Raw genomic sequence first — 15,739 nt, forward strand, 5'->3', positions numbered from 1 at the left:
CGGCCCTCGGTCAGAGCGTGCGGCGCCCCTCGAAGGCGCGGCCGAGGGTGACCTCGTCGGCGTACTCGAGGTCGCCGCCGACGGGCAGGCCGGAGGCGAGACGCGTGACGCGGATTTCGAGGGTGTGCAGAAGCCGACTGAGGTACGTGGCGGTGGCCTCGCCCTCGAGGTTGGGGTTGGTGGCGAGGATGACCTCTTGCACCGTTCCGTCGGCGAGACGCTGCATGAGCTGCGTGACGCGCAGGTCGTCGGGACCGATGCCGGCGATCGGGCTGATCGCGCCCCCGAGCACGTGGTACAGCCCGCGGAACTCGCGGGTGCGCTCGATCGCGGCGACGTCCTTGGCGTCTTCGACGACGCAGATCAGCGCCGGGTTGCGCCGGGGGTCGCGACAGATCGAGCAGCGGTCCTGTTCGGAGACGTTGCCGCAGATCTCGCAGAACTTGACCTTGTCACGGATTTCACCGAGCAGCGTCGACAGTCGCGACACGTCGAACGAGGGCGACTGCAGGATGTGGAACGCGATGCGCTGCGCCGACTTGGGCCCGATGCCGGGCAGGCGTCCGAACTCGTCGATCAGGTCTTGAACGATTCCGTCGTACATCAGTTGAACCTCGTCGGGGGCTCGTAGGGCTCGTCGCGCACGTAGGTGGCGCTGAGCATCTGGCGGACGACCGCCTCGCCGTAGCGCTGAACGCCACCACCGAGCGGTGCCATGCGCGGCACGACGACGGGCGGCAGCGGCGCCTCGACCTCGTCGGCGGGCGGGATGACGTCGTCGTCGTCGACCTCGTCGGGGGCCGGAACGGAGGCCACGACATCGCGCGGGGGAAGGACGGCACCCTCGCGAACGACGACCGCCTCAGCCGAGCCCGCCGCGTCGGCCGGTTCGTCGTCGACGGCGAGAGCCGTGGTCGGGGCGATCGGCGCACGCCGCGCCTCGGGGGCGGCACCACCCGACGTGGGGATGGGAGCGACGGCCCACTCGGTGACCGATGACGCGTACGGCGCCGACGACCGCGCGCCCGACGGGCTCGCCGACGGGGGCGGGGGGCCGGCGGGGCCACGGGAGGGTCCACCGGGGCGGCCCGGACCCGCACCACCGGAACCGGGTGGGTCGCCCTCGAGACGGGCGAGGTACTTCACCCGCACGCCCAGCACGGCCTGGATGGCCTGGCGGAGGTCTTCGCTCGGGCCTCCCTCGGGGGTCCGCGTCTTGAAGGCACCCAGGTCACTCGCCGTGCGGAACGACAGGGTGAGCACGTCGTCGTCGAAGGCGGCGACGGTCGACGTCGAGACCACCAGCCACGACGAGCGGCTCGCCACCTCGAGCTGGCCGAGCACTTCGGGCCACGCGTCACGCACGTGGCCCAGCTCGATCGGCCCGACGGGCGTGGCCGGCAGGGTGGGGGCCGACGGTTCGAGCGGCGATGCCTCGGGGGCCGCCGAGGCGTCCGGGGCGTCCGCCGTGAGGGCATCCGTTGCAGGTTCCGTCTGCGCGGGAGGTTCCGCCGTAGGGGCTTCGGTCGCGGGAGCATCCGTCGCGGGAGCATCCGTCGCGGGAGCATCCGTCGCGGGGGCTTCCGTCGCGGGGGCTTCCGTCGCGGGGGCTTCCGTCGCGGGAGCATCCGCCGCAGGAGCATCCGCCGCGAGAGCATCCACCGCGGGAGCATCCGCCGCGTCGGCCGAACCGGTGTCGGTGGGGGCGGCCGGGAACGCGTCGACGTCGGACGCGTCATCGGCGGCAGTCGGCGCCGTGTCGAACGGGTGCGCCTCTTCGGCCGGCGCGGGGCGCGACCCGGCGGACGAAGGTGACATGGTGTCGGACGCCGCCGCGGGCGGCGAGCTGGCGGCCGCCGTCGGACGGGACGTCACCGGCTCCTCGGTTTCGGCCGCGGGGGCCGTGCTCGAAGCCGAAGCCGTCGGGCGACCTGCTCCCGAACGAGCACCGGACCGGAACGACCCGGTGTCGACCGGCGCACCGTCGTCGTCGCCGTAGGGCGGAGGAGCATCGTCGTCGGTGAACGGCGGCGGCGCGTCATCGTCGGACGTGTTCGACGCGGGCGCCGGGGTCGGGGTGGAACGCGGCGGCTGTGCGGCTCCCGGCGACGCGACGGCGGGTGCCGCGGATCCGGGCGCGGCGACCGTCGGCGATGCGACTCCCGACGACTCGACGATGGGTGAGGCGATGCCCGGCGACGCGATGCCCGGCGACGCGACGTTCGGCGTCGCGATGCCGGGTGACGCGATGCCCGGCGCGGTGACGCGCGTGGGAGCTGCGACGGCGCCCGACGAGGCGGTGCCGGGGTTCGCGACCCCCGGCGCGGATGCGCCCGGAGAAGCGACGCGGGGCGACGCCGCACCCGGCGACGCAACGCGCGGAGCGGCAGGCGATTGAGCGGCAGGCGACTGGGAAGCAGCCGGCGCGGCGATCTCGCCCGCCGGCGAGGCGGGACGCCCCGTCGCCGGTGCGGAGGTGCGCGAGGCTTCGACGTCGTGCGCGGTGGCGGGAGACGTCCCCTGCGACACCCCGGCGTGGGTGAGCACGCGCGCCACCAACAGCTCGAGCTGCAGACGCGGTGACGTGGCCCCCGTCATCTCGTCGAGGGCGGCGACGACGAGGTCGGCCGTGCGCGACAGACGCGCGGTACCGAAAGCGGTGGCCTGACGCGACATGCGCTCGAGCTCGTCGTCGGGGACGCCGCGCAGGACGGCCGCGGCTCCGGCCCCGGTGGCGGCGACGATGATCAGATCGCGAAGGCGCTCGAGCAAATCGTCGACGAAGCGCCGGGGGTCTTGGCCGGTCTGCACGACGCGGTCGATGGAGGCGAAGGCGCCGGCGCCGTCGTTCGCGGCGAACGCGTCGACGACCTCGTCGAGCAGCTCTGAGTGGGTGTACCCCAGCAGGGCGACGGCGCGTTCGTACCGCACGAGCACCTGTCCGGCCTGCGCGGTCTCGGACCCCGTCGAGGGGTCGGACCCCGCGATGAGCTGATCGAGCAGCGAGAGCGTGTCACGCGGGGATCCCCCGCCGGCTCGGACGACGAGAGGCAGGACTCCGGCCTCGACGGCGACGCCCTCGGTCTCACAGAGTTCTTGGACGTACTCGAGCATGGCCGCCGGCGGAACGAGCCGGAACGGGTAGTGGTGCGTGCGCGAGCGGATGGTCCCGAGGACCTTCTCGGGCTCGGTGGTGGCGAAGATGAACTTCACGTGCGCGGGGGGTTCTTCGACGAGCTTGAGCAGAGCGTTGAAGCCCTGCTGCGTGACCATGTGGGCCTCGTCGAGGATGAAGATCTTGAAGCGATCGCGGGCCGGCGCGAAGATGGCGCGTTCGCGCAGGTCGCGCGCGTCGTCGACACCGTTGTGGCTGGCCGCGTCGATCTCGACGACGTCGAGCGACCCTCCCCCGCCGCGACCGAGCTCGACGCAGCTGTCGCAGACGCCGCACGGGGTGTCGGTGGGACCGGCCGCGCAGTTGAGGCAGCGGGCGAGAATGCGGGCCGAGGTGGTCTTTCCGCACCCGCGCGGACCCGAGAACAGGTAGGCGTGGCCGACCCGGTCGCTGCGCAGGGCGGTCATGAGCGGGTCGGTCACCTGGGACTGCCCGATCATCTCGCCGAACGCCTGCGGGCGGTATCGGCGGTACAGGGCTGTCGTCACCCGAACAGCCTACGGCGTACCTCCGACATCGCCTCCGCGGCCTCGTCCGTCCGGGTCCGAAACCTCGACTGCGCGTCGCGAGCGCAGGCACAGCGACCGCGCGGGGCGCGAAGGCGCAGCGACGCGGGGCGAGGGGAGGACGAGGGACGAACGGAGGATGCCACGGGCGCCCAGGTCCTCCCCCGGTCCCCGACCCTCCGCCCCGCACGGGCGCGGGCATGTTCCCGCTCATCCGCGGCCACCCGCACCTCGCGGCCCGACCAGCCGCCACTTACGGCTGGAGACCCGGCACGCCGGAAACGCCGCACGCGGCGACCCCCGCATAGGGAGCCGCCGCGTGCGCGCGGGTCAGAAACCGCCGTCGAGGCCGACCGCGATGGGAGAGTCCTCGTCGTTCAGGACCGGGATCGTCGCCGTGACGATCGGCACCGAGGCCGACAGCAGAGTGCCGTCCTCGCGCACCGAGCCCTCGAGCTGACGGATCGAGGGGCGCCCCGGGCGCACCGGGCCCTGTCCGTGCAGGGTCACCCGCACGGTGGCACCGGGCGCGACGGTGTAGTCGACGCCGCGCACGGCGAAAGTGACGGAGTCGCCTTCTTCCCCGGCGCGCAGCGTGAGCGCATCGGCGGTGAGGGTGACGTTGAGCCGAGTGCCGTGCCAGTGCAGCACGTACGACAGTTCGGGCCAGTCGGCGGGTAGGCGCGGGTCGAACGTCAGCAGTCCGAAGTGGTCGCGCATGCCGCCGAAGCCGCTGACGAGCGCCGTCCACACACCACCGGCCGACGCGACGTGCACGCCGTCGGCGGCGTTGTGGTGCAGGTCGCCGAGGTCGACGAACGCGGCCTGACGGAAGTACTCCAGCGCCAGGTCCTGGTACCCCACCTCGGCGGCGAGGATCGACTGCACGACCGCCGACAGCGTGGAGTCGCCGGTGGTCAATGGGTCGTAGTACTCGAAGTCGGCGAGCTTCTCGGCATCCGTGAAGTGATTGCCCTGCAGGAACAGCGCCAGCACCACATCGGCCTGCTTGAGCACCTGGTAGCGGTAGATGACCAGCGGGTGGAAGTGCAGCAGCAGGGGACGCTGGTCAGGCGGGGTGTTCTCGAGGTCCCAGATCTCGCGCTCGAGGAACACGGCGTCTTGCGGATGGATGCCGAGGGCCGGGCTGAAGGGGATGTGCATCGCCTCGGCGGCGCGCTCCCACCGCTCGGGCTCGGAGGGGTCGAGGTTCATGCGGTCGGCCATGTGGGCGTACGCGTCGGGGTTGTTGTCGGCGAGGTCGCGCACCGTCCGCGCGGCGAAGCGCAGGTTGAAGCGGGCCATGACGTTGGTGAAGAGGTTGTCGTTGACGACGGTGGTGTACTCGTCGGGACCCGTCACACCGTGGATGTGGAACGAGTCGTGCTCGCCGTCTTCGGCGGCGTCGCTGGACCGCCAGAAGCCCAGCGTCGACCACAGCCGCGCCGTGTCGACGGCGATGTCCACGCCCTCGCGGGCGAGGAACTCCTCGTCACCCGTCGCGCGCACGTACTTCGCCAGCGCGAAGGCGACGTCGGCGTTGATGTGGTACTGCGCGGTGCCGGCGGCATAGTACGCCGAGGCCTCCTCGCCGTTGATCGTGCGCCACGGGAACAGCGCCCCGGCCTCGTTCAGCTGGTGCGCGCGCTTGCGCGCAGCCGGAAGCATCAGATACCTCATGCGCAGGGCGTTGCGGGCCCACTGCGGCGACGTGTACGCCAGGAACGGCAGCACGTAGACCTCGGTGTCCCAGAAGTAGTGGCCGCTGTAGCCCGACCCGGTCACGCCCTTGGCGGGGACTCCCTGGCCGTCGGCGCGCGCCGCCGCCTGGGCGAGCTGGAACAGGCACCAGCGGGTGGCCTGCTGCAGGTCGCCGTGACCGCCGATGCGCACGTCGGAGCGCTCCCAGAAGTCGGCGTACCAGGCGATCTGCTTCTCGATGAGCTTGTCGATGCCGGTCTCGACCGCGCGGTCGAGGGTGCGGCGGCACCGGTCGAGCAGCTCCCCCGTGGGCACGCCGCGTGAGGAGTGGTAGCTCACCAGCTTGGTGATCGTGGTGGGCACCCCCGCGCGCGCGTGCACCCGGAAGACGTTCTTGGCGATGTCGGGCTCGATGAGCTGACGCGCGGTGTAGTCGTTCTCGGTGTCGACCAGGTGGTCGGCGATGACGGCCAGCGTCATGTTGGACTCGGTGACCTCGTAGCTGAGCGCGGAACGGTTGCCGTCCTGCCAGTACTCGCGCGGCTGCAGCACACGGTCGCTGAGCTTCTCGGTCTTGCGCGGGTCGAAACCGGACTGCTTGGATGCCATCGGCGAGCCGCCGTAGATGCCCTCGCCGTCCTGACGGTTCAGCAGCTGGCTGCTGACGGTGACGGGTGCGTCGGCGTCGAGCACGGTCACCGTGAGACGCAGCACCGCGAGGTGCTTCTCGTCGAACGACACGAAGCGGTCGTCTTCGATGCGCACGTGCTTGCCCGAGGGGGTGACCCAGAGCAGGGTGCGACGCAGGATCCCCTGGCGCATGTCGAGTACGCGCTCGTACTCGCGCACGTCGGCGACGTCGAGCGAGAGCGGTTCGTCGTCGACGTAGACGCGCATGACCTTGGCATCCGGCGCGTTGATGATCGTCTGACCGACCTCGGCGAAGCCGTAGGCCTGTTCTGCGTGACGGATCGGGAACGTCTCGTGGAACCCGTTGATGAAGGTCCCCTGCTCGAGAGCGAAGCGGCCCTCGATGGAGTTGCCGCGCAGGCCCAGGTAGCCGTTGCCGAGGGCGAAGAGGGTCTCGGTGACGCCGACGTCGTCGAGCGAGAACTCGGTCTCGACGAGGCGCCATTCGTCGATGGGGAAGCGATCGCGATCGATCATCGGGGCGTGCCTTCCGGTGGCGGGTTCGGGTCTCCGCGAAAAGGCGGCATGCCGTTCGCGCGGGTGGAGCTCGGGTTCGTCGTGGGGACGACGGTGGGGGCGTCGCGGGTGGCGACGGCTCAGTCTACGAACGCGGCGAGGTCGTCGACGACCACCGTGGCGCCGGCTGCAGCGAGGTCTTCGGCTCCGACGCCGCGATCGACGCCCACGACGACGGTGTATCCGGCCGCGACGGCGGAGCGCACACCGCTGAGCGCGTCTTCGACGGCGACCGACCGGGCCGGGTCGACGCCGAGCATGCGCGCCGCCTCGGCGAACACGTCGGGGGCGGGCTTGGACGCCAGGTGGTCGCGCTCGGCGACCATGCCGTCCATGACGACGGGGAACCTCTCGCGCAGGCCCGCGGCCTCAAGCACCTCGACTGCGTTCTTCGAGCTCGACACGACGGCGATGGGGATGCCCGCGGTCTCGAGCACGTCCAGCAGCGCCACCGAGCCGGGGTAGGGAGCGATGCCCTCGGCGCGCAGGATGCGCGAGAACACGGCGTTCTTGCGGTTGCCGACGCCGCACACGGTGTCTTCGGACGGGTCGTCCGACGGATCGCCCCACGGCACCTCGACGTCACGGCTGCGCAGCAGACTGGCGACGCCGTCGTAGCGCTTCTTGCCGTCTACGTACTCGAAGTAGTCGCGATCGGTGTACGCCGGCTCGATCTTCCACACGGCGAACAGCTCGTCGAACATCTCTTTCCACGCGCGCATGTGCACCTCGGCCGTGGGCGTGAGCACTCCGTCGAGGTCGAACAGCACCGCGTCGTAGGCGGTGAGGTCGGGCAACGTGGAGGTGTCGGTCATGGCGGGCTCCGAATCGGCGAAGAGGGCGAACGGCCGCCCCTGGCGCCGCGGTGATCAGCGTAGCGGCGAGGGGTGACTCAGGAGGTGACCGACAGGGTCTGGCGGGCGATCTCGAGCTCTTCGTCGGTGGGAACCACGAGCACCTCGACGCGCGAGGCGTCGGAGGAGATTCGACGGATGCCGCGCTCGCGCCGCGCGTTGCGCTCGGGGTCGATCTCGACGCCGGCGAAGCCCAGGGTGGCCATCGCCTCTTCGCGCACGCGGAAGGAGTTCTCGCCCACCCCGGCGGTGAACGAGATGACGTCGACGCCGTCGAGCTGCGCCAGGTAGGCACCGGCGTACGCGCGGAGCCGGTGGATGTAGACGTCGAAGGCCAGCTGGGCGGCCGGGTCACCGGCATCCCGTCGCTCGCCGATGTCGCGCATGTCGCTGACGCCGGCGAGCCCCTTGAGCCCCGACTGCTTGTTGAGCAGGGTGTCGAGGTCGGCGATCGACATGTCGGCTCGGCGCGCGAGCTGGAACAGCACCGCGGGATCGAGGTCGCCCGACCGCGTGCCCATCACGAGCCCCTCGAGGGGGGTCAGGCCCATCGAGGTGTCGACCGAGCGACCGCCTTCGATCGCGGCGGCCGACGCACCGTTGCCGAGGTGGAAGACGATCTGCTTGAGCTCGCCGAGCGGGCGACCGAGGAAGGCCGCCGCCGACTCGCTGACGAACTTGTGGCTCGTGCCGTGGAACCCGTAACGGCGGATGCGGTGGGCCTCGGCGACCTCGCGGTCGATGGCGTAGGTGTACGCCTCGGGCGCCAGCGACTGGTGGAACGCGGTGTCGAAGACGGCGACGTGCGGCACGCCGGGGAAGGCCTTCTTGGCCGCCACGATGCCCGCGAGGTTGGCGGGGTTGTGCAGCGGGGCGAGCACCGAGAGCTCGTCGATGTTGATCTCGACGAGGGGCGTGATCACCGTCGGCTCGAAGAAGCGCGCGCCTCCGTGCACCACCCGGTGGCCGACGGCGACGGGCGGGCGCTGCGTGAGCGAGGGTCCGTGCGCGGCGAACGCCTCGAGCATGACGGCGAAGCCCGCCGTGTGGTCGGGGATCTCGCGCTCGATGGTGAAGGTGGCGTCGGTCACCGCGGGTGCGGGGCCGTCGCCGGCGGCCAGGGCCGCCGCCTTCACGGTGTGCTGGGCGACTCCGCCGGTCCCCGGGCCCGTCGAAGGCTCGCCGATGCGCTCCACCAGTCCCGAGGCGAGCACCTGCTCGTGCTCCATGTCGAGCAACTGGTACTTGAACGACGACGAACCGCTGTTGACGACCAGCACGACACTCACGCGGGGCTCCCCTGGGCCTGGATCGCGGTGATCGCGATCGTGTTGACGATGTCGTCGACGAGGGCGCCGCGCGACAGGTCGTTGATGGGCTTGTTGAGCCCCTGCAGCACGGGGCCGATCGCGACGGCTCCGGCCGAGCGCTGCACGGCCTTGTAGGTGTTGTTGCCGGTGTTCAGATCGGGGAAGACGAACACGGTCGCGCGGCCCGCGACCTCGGATCCGGGCATCTTGGCCTGGGCGACCGCGGCGTCGGCGGCGGCGTCGTACTGGATCGGGCCCTCGACGAGAAGCTCGGGGGCTCGCTCGCGCACGAGGGCCGTGGCGGTGCGCACCTTCTCGACGTCGGCGCCGGTGCCCGACTCGCCGGTCGAGTACGACAGCATCGCCACGCGCGGCTCGATGCCGAACTGCTCGGCGGTCGCGGCCGACGACACGGCGATGTCGGCGAGCTGCTCGCTGGTGGGATCGGGGATGACGGCGCAGTCGCCGTACACGAGCACGCGGTCGGCGAGCGCCATGAGGAACACGCTCGAGACGACCGAGACGCCGGGTGCGGTCTTGATGATCTCGAACGCGGGGCGGATCGTGTGCGCGGTCGTGTGCGCGGCACCCGAGACCATGCCGTCGGCCAGTCCCAGGTGCACCATCAGCGTGCCGAAGTACGACACGTCGGTGACGGTGTCGGCGGCCTGCGCGTGGGTGACGCCCTTGTGCGCGCGGAGCCGCGCGTACTCGGTGGCGAACTTCTCGACGTGCACCGCGTCGAAGGGGCTGAGCACCTCGGCGTCGCGGATGTCGATGCCGAGCTCGATCGCCCGCCCGCGCACCTCGATGGGCTCGCCGAGGATGGTGAGATCGGCGATCCCGCGCGCGAGCACGGTGGCGGCGGCGCGGAGCACGCGATCGTCGGTGCCCTCGGGCAGCACGATGCGGCGGCGGTCGGTGCGCGCGCGATCGACCAGGCCGTACTCGAACATGAGCGGGGTGACGACGCTCGGGCGCGCGACGCCGAGCTCGCTCGTGAGCAGCTCGGTGTCGACGTGACGCTCGAACAGCGCCAGCGCCGTGTCGTACCGGTGCTGCGAGTCGGCGGCCAGGCGCCCGCGGGTGTTCATGATGCGCACGGCCGTGTCGTACGTACCGAGGTCGGTGGCGATGATCGGCAGCGGCGAGCCGAGGCCGTCGATGAGACGAACGATCGCGTCGGGCAGCTCGAACCCGCCGTTGAGCACGATGCCGGCGAGGGAGGGGAAGGTGCCCGACGCGTTGGCGAGCAGGGCGGCGAGCAGCACCTCGGAGCGGTCGGCGGGGATCACCACGACCGCGGACTCTTTCAGCCGGGGCAGCACGTTGACCATCGACATGCCAGCGACGACCACGCCCAGCACCTCGCGGGTGAGCAGGGCCGGATCGCCCTTGATCAGCTCGCCCTCGACCGAGCGCAGCACGCCCCGCACCGACGGGGCGATGAGGAATCGGTCTTCGGGCAGGGCCCAGACCGGCACGCGGCGCCGCTCGGCGGTGTCTGCCACGTGCGCCGCATCGACGACCTGGCGGACGGATGCCACGACCTCGTCGAGCCGGTCGGCGTCGGCGCGGTTCGCGATGACGGCGAACAGGGCGGCGCGCTCGTGCTGCAGTTCGGAGATCGCCAGCGAGGCGATCTGCCCGACCTCTTGAGGGGTGCGCGCGACCGACAGGCCCAGGGTCTCGCTGTGGCCCTGCTGCGCACGACCGCCCAGCACCAGCAGCACCGGTGCGCCGAGGTTGGCGGCGATACGCGCGTTGTAGGCGAGCTCGGCGGGGCTGCCGACGTCGGTGTAGTCGCTGCCGATGATGACGACGGCGTCGCACTGGGCCTCGACGGCCTTGTAGCGCTCGACGATGCGGGCGAGCGCGGCGTCGGCGTCGTCGCGCACGTCGTCGTAGGTGACGCCGACGCAGTCGTCGTACGCCAGGTCGACGCTGTCGTGGTCGAGAAGCATCTCGAGCACGTAGTCGCGCTCGGCGGTGGATCGCGCGATGGGCCGGAACACCCCCGCGCGCGGGGTGACGCGGCTGAGTGCGTCGAGCACTCCGAGCGCGACGGAGGATTTGCCCGAGTGCCCCTCGGCGGACGTGATGTAGATGCTCTGCGTCACGCAGCCAGCCTATTGCGGCCCGGGGACATCGCACCGGGGTTGCTTCGGCGTCGAGTGATCGGGATGCGCCCGCTCAGGTCTCGCGGCGCGCCCCCGTGCCGATCAGCCGCGCGCCCGCCCGGGTCAGCTCGTCGGCGAGGACCGCGTCGCCATCGAGATCGGCGACCACGCCCGCCACCGCGTCGAGGGGGAGGATGCCGAATCGCGAGGCCGCGCCGAGCTTCTCTTCGCTCGCGAGCACGAACGTCTCGGCGGCCCGCTCGGCGAGCACGCGTTTCATCGCCGCCTCATCGGCGTCGCCGGTGGTCAATCCCGCCGAGGGGTGGACGCCCGTGACGCCGAGGAAGAACACGTCGGCGCTGATTCCCCGGGCGGCCTCGGCGGCCGCGGCCCCGCACGCCACGGCGGAATGCTTGAAGAGGCGCCCGCCGAGCATGACGACCTCGGCGTCGTGGTGCAGCAGCGCCGCCGCGATCGTGGGCGAGTGCGTGATGAGCGTGCCCGCGAACGTGCGGGGCAGCGCGTCGACGAGCGCGAGCGTCGTCGTGCCGCCGTCGAGCAGCACGGTGGCGCCGGGTTCGATCAGGGCCACCGCGGCCTCGGCCACGCGCGTCTTGCTGTCTCGGGCGACACGGGCGCGGGTGTCGTAGTCGGCGACTGCCGGCGAAGCCGGAAGGGCACCGCCGTAGACGCGCACGGCGAGGCCCGCGGCATCCAGTTCGCGGAGGTCGCGACGGATGCTGTCCTCGGAGAGGCCGAGGTCGAGCGCGACGTCTTTCACGACGAGGCGACCGTCCCGGCGCAGGCGGTCGAGCAGGGCGTCTCTGCGAGCGGCGGGGAGTAACACGCTTCGCATTCTTTCACGTTTCTACATTATTGTTCCGAATCATGGCTGATCTCTCCCCCGCGCGCCCCGGCACCACCGTCCCCGACCACCGCGGCCGCACGGGCCTGCACCTCACCGGACGCGACCTCGACCGGAACCCCCGCGTGCAGGTCACCGACGTGGAGCTCCTCGCCGCCGGGTGGCACGTGCTGCGCGCGACGACCTTCCGCTACCGCGACGACCGCGGCGAGTGGTCCACCCAGACGCGCGAGACCTACGACCGCGGCAACGGGGCGACGATCCTGTTGTTCGACCCGTCACGGCGCACGGTTCTGCTCACCCGGCAGTTCCGCTACCCCGTGTACGTCAACGGCCACCCCGACGGGATGCTGATCGAGACCGCGGCGGGGCTCCTCGACGACGACGACCCCGTCACCGCGATCCGCCGCGAGGCCGAGGAAGAGACCGGGGTGCGGGTCGCCGAGGTGCAGCACGTGTTCGACGTCTACATGAGCCCCGGCTCCGTCACCGAGCGCCTGCACTTCTTCGCCGCCCCCTACGACGGCGCGAGCGGAGTCGGCGCACACGGTGGTCTGATCGAGGAGGGCGAAGAGATCGCGATCCTCGAGTACGACATCGATCACGCCCTGTCGATGATCCGCGACGGTGCGATCCAGGATGCCAAGACCATCCTGCTGCTGCAGTGGGCGGTGCTCGACGGACCCTTCGCGCGGGCCTGAGACGAGGCGCCGCTCGAGCGTCGGGGCAAAAGAAAAGACCCTCCGCGCACCCGGTAGAGCCTGGTTACCCTTGCTACGTTTCCGTCCTGGGGGAGTTGGCCGGGATACCGCCACGCGGAGAGCCGTGTACAGCTTACCCGACGGGAACGGGCGCTCGTGGTCACCCCCACCACCCCCGGCAGGGCACCCGCGAACGAACGATGCGGCCGGGGGCATCTCGCACCCCGGCCGCACCGCGTCTCTCTCGCGCCCGACGGCGCCCGTCTTCAGCGCTTCAGCCGCAGCGTCACCAGCTGGAAGGGGCGCAGGTCGAGCTCGACCGCGCCGCCCGCGACGTTCGACACCGCGACGGCGTCGATCTCGCGTTCGAGCAGATCGGTCTCGCTCACTCCGTCGACCTCGAAGCCCGCCTCAAGCCGCGCGTGCGAGCGCTGCCCGAGGGCCTCGTAGAGACGCACGACCACGTCACCCGAGCCGTCCTGTGCGAGCTTGACGGCTTCGACCACGACGCCGGGGGTGTCGATCGCCACCAGGGGCGCCACGTGCTCTTCCGCGGCATCCGTCACCACTCGCGCGGGCAGGTTCGTGCGGTAGCCCTCGGCCACCGCGTCGACCACGTCGGCGCCGATGACGATACCCACCTCGAGGTGATGCGCGCCCTGGTCCTGACCCGGGTCGGGGAAGACCGCCGAGCGGATGATCGACAGGCGCACCAGCGAGTACGTGCCGCCCGCCGCCCGCTCGTGCCGCGTGATGTCGTGGCCGTACGTGGAGTCGTTCGTCACCGCGACGCCGAAGCCGGGCTCGGCGACACGCACCCAGCGGTGCGCGGCGGTCTCGAAACGCGCGGCATCCCACGACGTGTTCGTGTGGGTCGGGCGCACGATGTGCCCGAACTGGATCTCGGATGCCGCGCGGTCGGTGTGCACGTCGACGGGGACGCCGAGCTTGAGCAGCTTCTGCTGCTCGTGCCAGTCGACGTCGAGCGACAGACGCACGGTGCGCGCCCCCTCGCCGAGCGCGATGCGCGTGACGAGAGTCGATTCGCCGAAGGATCGCTCGACGACGAGGGCGTCGCCCTCGATGCGTACGCTGTCGGCCGCGTCGAGGGGCGTGACGTGTCGGCGGTACGTCTCGTCGATGTCCCACGCGTCCCACTGGGTGGGCGTGTCACGGAACACCTCGAACAGTCCCGCCACCTGCCCCGCCGGGACGACCTCACGGCCGGATGCCAGATCCACGAGCGAGACGATCAGGCCCCGGCCGTCGATCTCGGCGCGCACGATGCCGTTGTCGAGCACGAACGCCTCGCCCGCGGCGCGCGGGGCGACGTCGCCCGCGGGCGTGACGGGGGCGATCGCGAGCGCGGGGGCGCCGGCGCGACGGTGCGGGGCGGCGTTGGCCACGACCGCGCGGTCGCCGGTGCCCACGAGGGCGCGGAGGCTGTCGGCGATGACCTGTTCGAGCTCGGCGGCGATCGCGTCGTAGTTGCGCTCGGCGTCGCGGTGCACCCAGGCGATCGAGGTGCCGGGCAGGATGTCGTGGAACTGCTGCAGCAGCACCAGACGCCACAGCCGCTGGAACGTCTCGGCCGGGTAGGCGGCTCCCGTGCGCACGGTCGCGGTCGCCGCCCACAGCTCCGCCTCGCGCAGCAGGTGCTCGCTGCGACGGTTGCCCTGCTTGGTGCGGAGCTGGCTGGTGTAGGTGCCGCGGTGGAACTCGAGGTACAGCTCCCCCGCCCAGACGGCCGGGTCGGCGTACTCGGCCTCGGCCGTCTCGAAGAACTCCCGCGGGGTGGAGTGCTTCACGATCGGCGCACCCTCGAGCGAGTGCGTGCGGGCGATCGTCGCGGTCATCTCGCGGGTGGGTCCGCCGCCGCCGTCGCCGAAGCCGTAAGGAAGCAGCGAGGTGCGGGCGCGGCCCTTGTCGGCGAAGTTGCGCTCGGCGTGCGCGAGGTCGGCGGCGGTCACCTCGGAGTTGTACTTGTCGACCGGCGGGAAGTGGGTGAAGATGCGCGAGCCGTCGATGCCCTCCCAGCGGAAGGTGTGGTGCGGGATGCGGTTGGTCTCGTTCCACGAGATCTTCTGCGTGAGGAACCAGCGGGCCCCCGCGGCCTTCATGATCTGCGGCAGCGCGCCGCTGTAACCGAACGAGTCGGGGAGCCACACCTCTTCGGTGTCGATGCCGAACTCGTCGAGGAAGAACGTCTTGCCCTCGACGAACTGACGGGCCATGGCCTCGCCACCCACCATGTTGGTGTCGGACTCGACCCACATGCCGCCCACGGGCACGAAGCGCCCCTCGGCGACGCGGGCCTTCAGCCGCTCCCAGAGGGCCGGGTAGTGCTCCTTCATCCAGGCGAACTGCTGAGCCGACGAGCTCGCGAACACGAACTCGGGGTCCTCGTCCATGAGCGAGAGCACGTTGCTGAACGTGCGCGAGACCTTGCGGGCGGTCTCGCGCACCGGCCAGAGCCAGGCCGAGTCGATGTGGGCGTGGCCGACGGCGTGCAGCACGTGCGCACTGGATGCCGCGGGCGCGGCCATCAGCGGAGCGAGCACCTCGCGGGCGGCCGGGGCCGTGCCCGCGACGTCGTCGGGATCGACCGCGTCGATCGCGGCATCCATGCCCTGCAGCAGGGTCGCGCGGCGCGCGGAAGTCGCGTCGAGCTCGGCGAGCAGGCCCTGCAGCAGACGGAAGTCCTGCAGCAGCTCCCACACGGCGAGGTCGCGCAGACCGATCGACATGTCGCGGAGCGTATAGAGAGGAGCGTCGCCCGCGGTGGCGAGGTCGCCCAGGTGCGTGGGCTCGAAGGTGAAGAGGCTCCCCACGTCGGGGTTCGACGCGGCCTCGACGAGCACGTCGACGCGGCCGTCGGCGTCGAGGGCCGCCGGGGTGGCGTTGTTGAACGGCGAGACGCCCTTGATCGGCGCCCCGTCACGGTTCCAGACGAGGGCCTCGCACTGGAAGCCGCTCTGGCCGGCGGTGAAGCCGAGGTCGATGACCAGCTCGGCCACCGTGCCCTCGGGCAGGTCGCCCGCGGCGTCGCGCCAGTCGGTCGGGATCCGACCCGAGACGGCGAACCAGGTGGTCCCCCACGCCCGGCCCCACGGCGTGCCGACGGCGAAGGGACGGTATTCGGCATCCCGGGCCTCGGCGAAGGTCACGGGCTCGCCCGGGGCCTCCCAGGCCGAGACGTCGAGGGGTTCGCGGGTGCGGTAGACGGCGGGGGCGAGCCGCTCGCGGATGAAGCGGTCGATGCGCATCTCGATGAGCGCGGTGCGGTCGTGCATGAAGTGTT

At 71.5% G+C, this 15,739-nt stretch carries 9 protein-coding genes and 1 other RNA gene; 1 reads left to right on the top strand and 9 read right to left on the bottom strand.

What is annotated here, in order from left to right; genetic code table 11:
- Positions 1 to 10: 10 nt before the first annotated feature.
- The 7 genes from recR to IFU19_RS12600 all read right to left on the bottom strand — a co-directional run bounded on the left by recR (position 11) and on the right by IFU19_RS12600 (position 11,719).
- Positions 11 to 604 (bottom strand): recombination mediator RecR, encoded by a 594-nt coding sequence (gene recR, locus IFU19_RS12570; protein WP_192014194.1) that lies wholly within the window; start codon positions 602 to 604, stop codon positions 11 to 13.
- Positions 604 to 3,663: a DNA polymerase III subunit gamma and tau gene (locus IFU19_RS12575; RefSeq protein ID WP_192014196.1), complete on the bottom strand. Its 3,060-nt coding sequence runs from the start codon at positions 3,661 to 3,663 to the stop codon at positions 604 to 606. The genes recR and IFU19_RS12575 overlap by 1 nt, the downstream gene beginning before the upstream one ends.
- Positions 3,664 to 4,011: 348 nt before the next feature.
- Positions 4,012 to 6,549: a glycoside hydrolase family 65 protein gene (locus tag IFU19_RS12580; protein ID WP_192014198.1), complete on the bottom strand. Its 2,538-nt coding sequence runs from the start codon at positions 6,547 to 6,549 to the stop codon at positions 4,012 to 4,014.
- A gap of 119 nt (positions 6,550 to 6,668) precedes the next feature.
- Positions 6,669 to 7,403, bottom strand: a complete 735-nt coding sequence (locus IFU19_RS12585) for an HAD family hydrolase (RefSeq protein ID WP_192014200.1) — start codon at positions 7,401 to 7,403, stop codon at positions 6,669 to 6,671.
- A gap of 77 nt (positions 7,404 to 7,480) precedes the next feature.
- A complete protein-coding gene (locus IFU19_RS12590) occupies positions 7,481 to 8,731 on the bottom strand; it encodes an acetate/propionate family kinase (protein WP_192014202.1) in 1,251 nt (416 codons plus the stop codon).
- Positions 8,728 to 10,872, bottom strand: a complete 2,145-nt coding sequence (gene pta / locus IFU19_RS12595) for a phosphate acetyltransferase (protein WP_055838501.1) — start codon at positions 10,870 to 10,872, stop codon at positions 8,728 to 8,730. Before pta ends, IFU19_RS12590 begins: the two co-directional genes overlap by 4 nt.
- Positions 10,873 to 10,945: 73 nt before the next feature.
- Positions 10,946 to 11,719 carry a DeoR/GlpR family DNA-binding transcription regulator gene (locus IFU19_RS12600; protein WP_342343419.1) on the bottom strand — a complete coding sequence of 258 codons (774 nt, stop codon included), beginning with the start codon at positions 11,717 to 11,719 and terminating at the stop codon, positions 10,946 to 10,948.
- 41 nt (positions 11,720 to 11,760) lie between these two features.
- Here IFU19_RS12600 and IFU19_RS12605 point away from each other — a divergent pair, with 41 nt between their 5' ends.
- A complete protein-coding gene (locus IFU19_RS12605; RefSeq protein ID WP_192014206.1) occupies positions 11,761 to 12,438 on the top strand; it encodes an NUDIX domain-containing protein in 678 nt (225 codons plus the stop codon).
- Between the two features lie 30 nt (positions 12,439 to 12,468).
- Here the strand turns inward: IFU19_RS12605 and ffs are convergent.
- Together ffs and IFU19_RS12615 are read right to left on the bottom strand one after the other, a co-directional pair.
- Positions 12,469 to 12,565, bottom strand: an RNA gene (gene ffs / locus IFU19_RS12610) — signal recognition particle sRNA small type.
- 139 nt (positions 12,566 to 12,704) lie between these two features.
- Positions 12,705 to 15,731 carry an alpha-mannosidase gene (locus tag IFU19_RS12615; RefSeq protein ID WP_192014208.1) on the bottom strand — a complete coding sequence of 1,009 codons (3,027 nt, stop codon included), beginning with the start codon at positions 15,729 to 15,731 and terminating at the stop codon, positions 12,705 to 12,707.
- Positions 15,732 to 15,739 lie beyond the last annotated feature (8 nt).

This window comes from Microbacterium sp. CFBP 8794 (genome assembly GCF_014841235.1).
In the GTDB taxonomy this organism is placed as follows: domain Bacteria; phylum Actinomycetota; class Actinomycetes; order Actinomycetales; family Microbacteriaceae; genus Microbacterium.

What these genes read in the sequence shown, in the direction of transcription:
- recR (WP_192014194.1), bottom strand. Translation starts at nt 604, where the DNA reads ATGTACGACGGAATCGTTCAAGACCTGATCGACGAGTTCGGACGCCTG.
- IFU19_RS12580 (WP_192014198.1), bottom strand. Translation starts at nt 6,549, where the DNA reads ATGATCGATCGCGATCGCTTCCCCATCGACGAATGGCGCCTCGTCGAG.
- IFU19_RS12585 (WP_192014200.1), bottom strand. Translation starts at nt 7,403, where the DNA reads ATGACCGACACCTCCACGTTGCCCGACCTCACCGCCTACGACGCGGTG.
- IFU19_RS12605 (WP_192014206.1), top strand. Translation starts at nt 11,761, where the DNA reads ATGGCTGATCTCTCCCCCGCGCGCCCCGGCACCACCGTCCCCGACCAC.
- IFU19_RS12615 (WP_192014208.1), bottom strand. Translation starts at nt 15,731, where the DNA reads ATGCACGACCGCACCGCGCTCATCGAGATGCGCATCGACCGCTTCATC.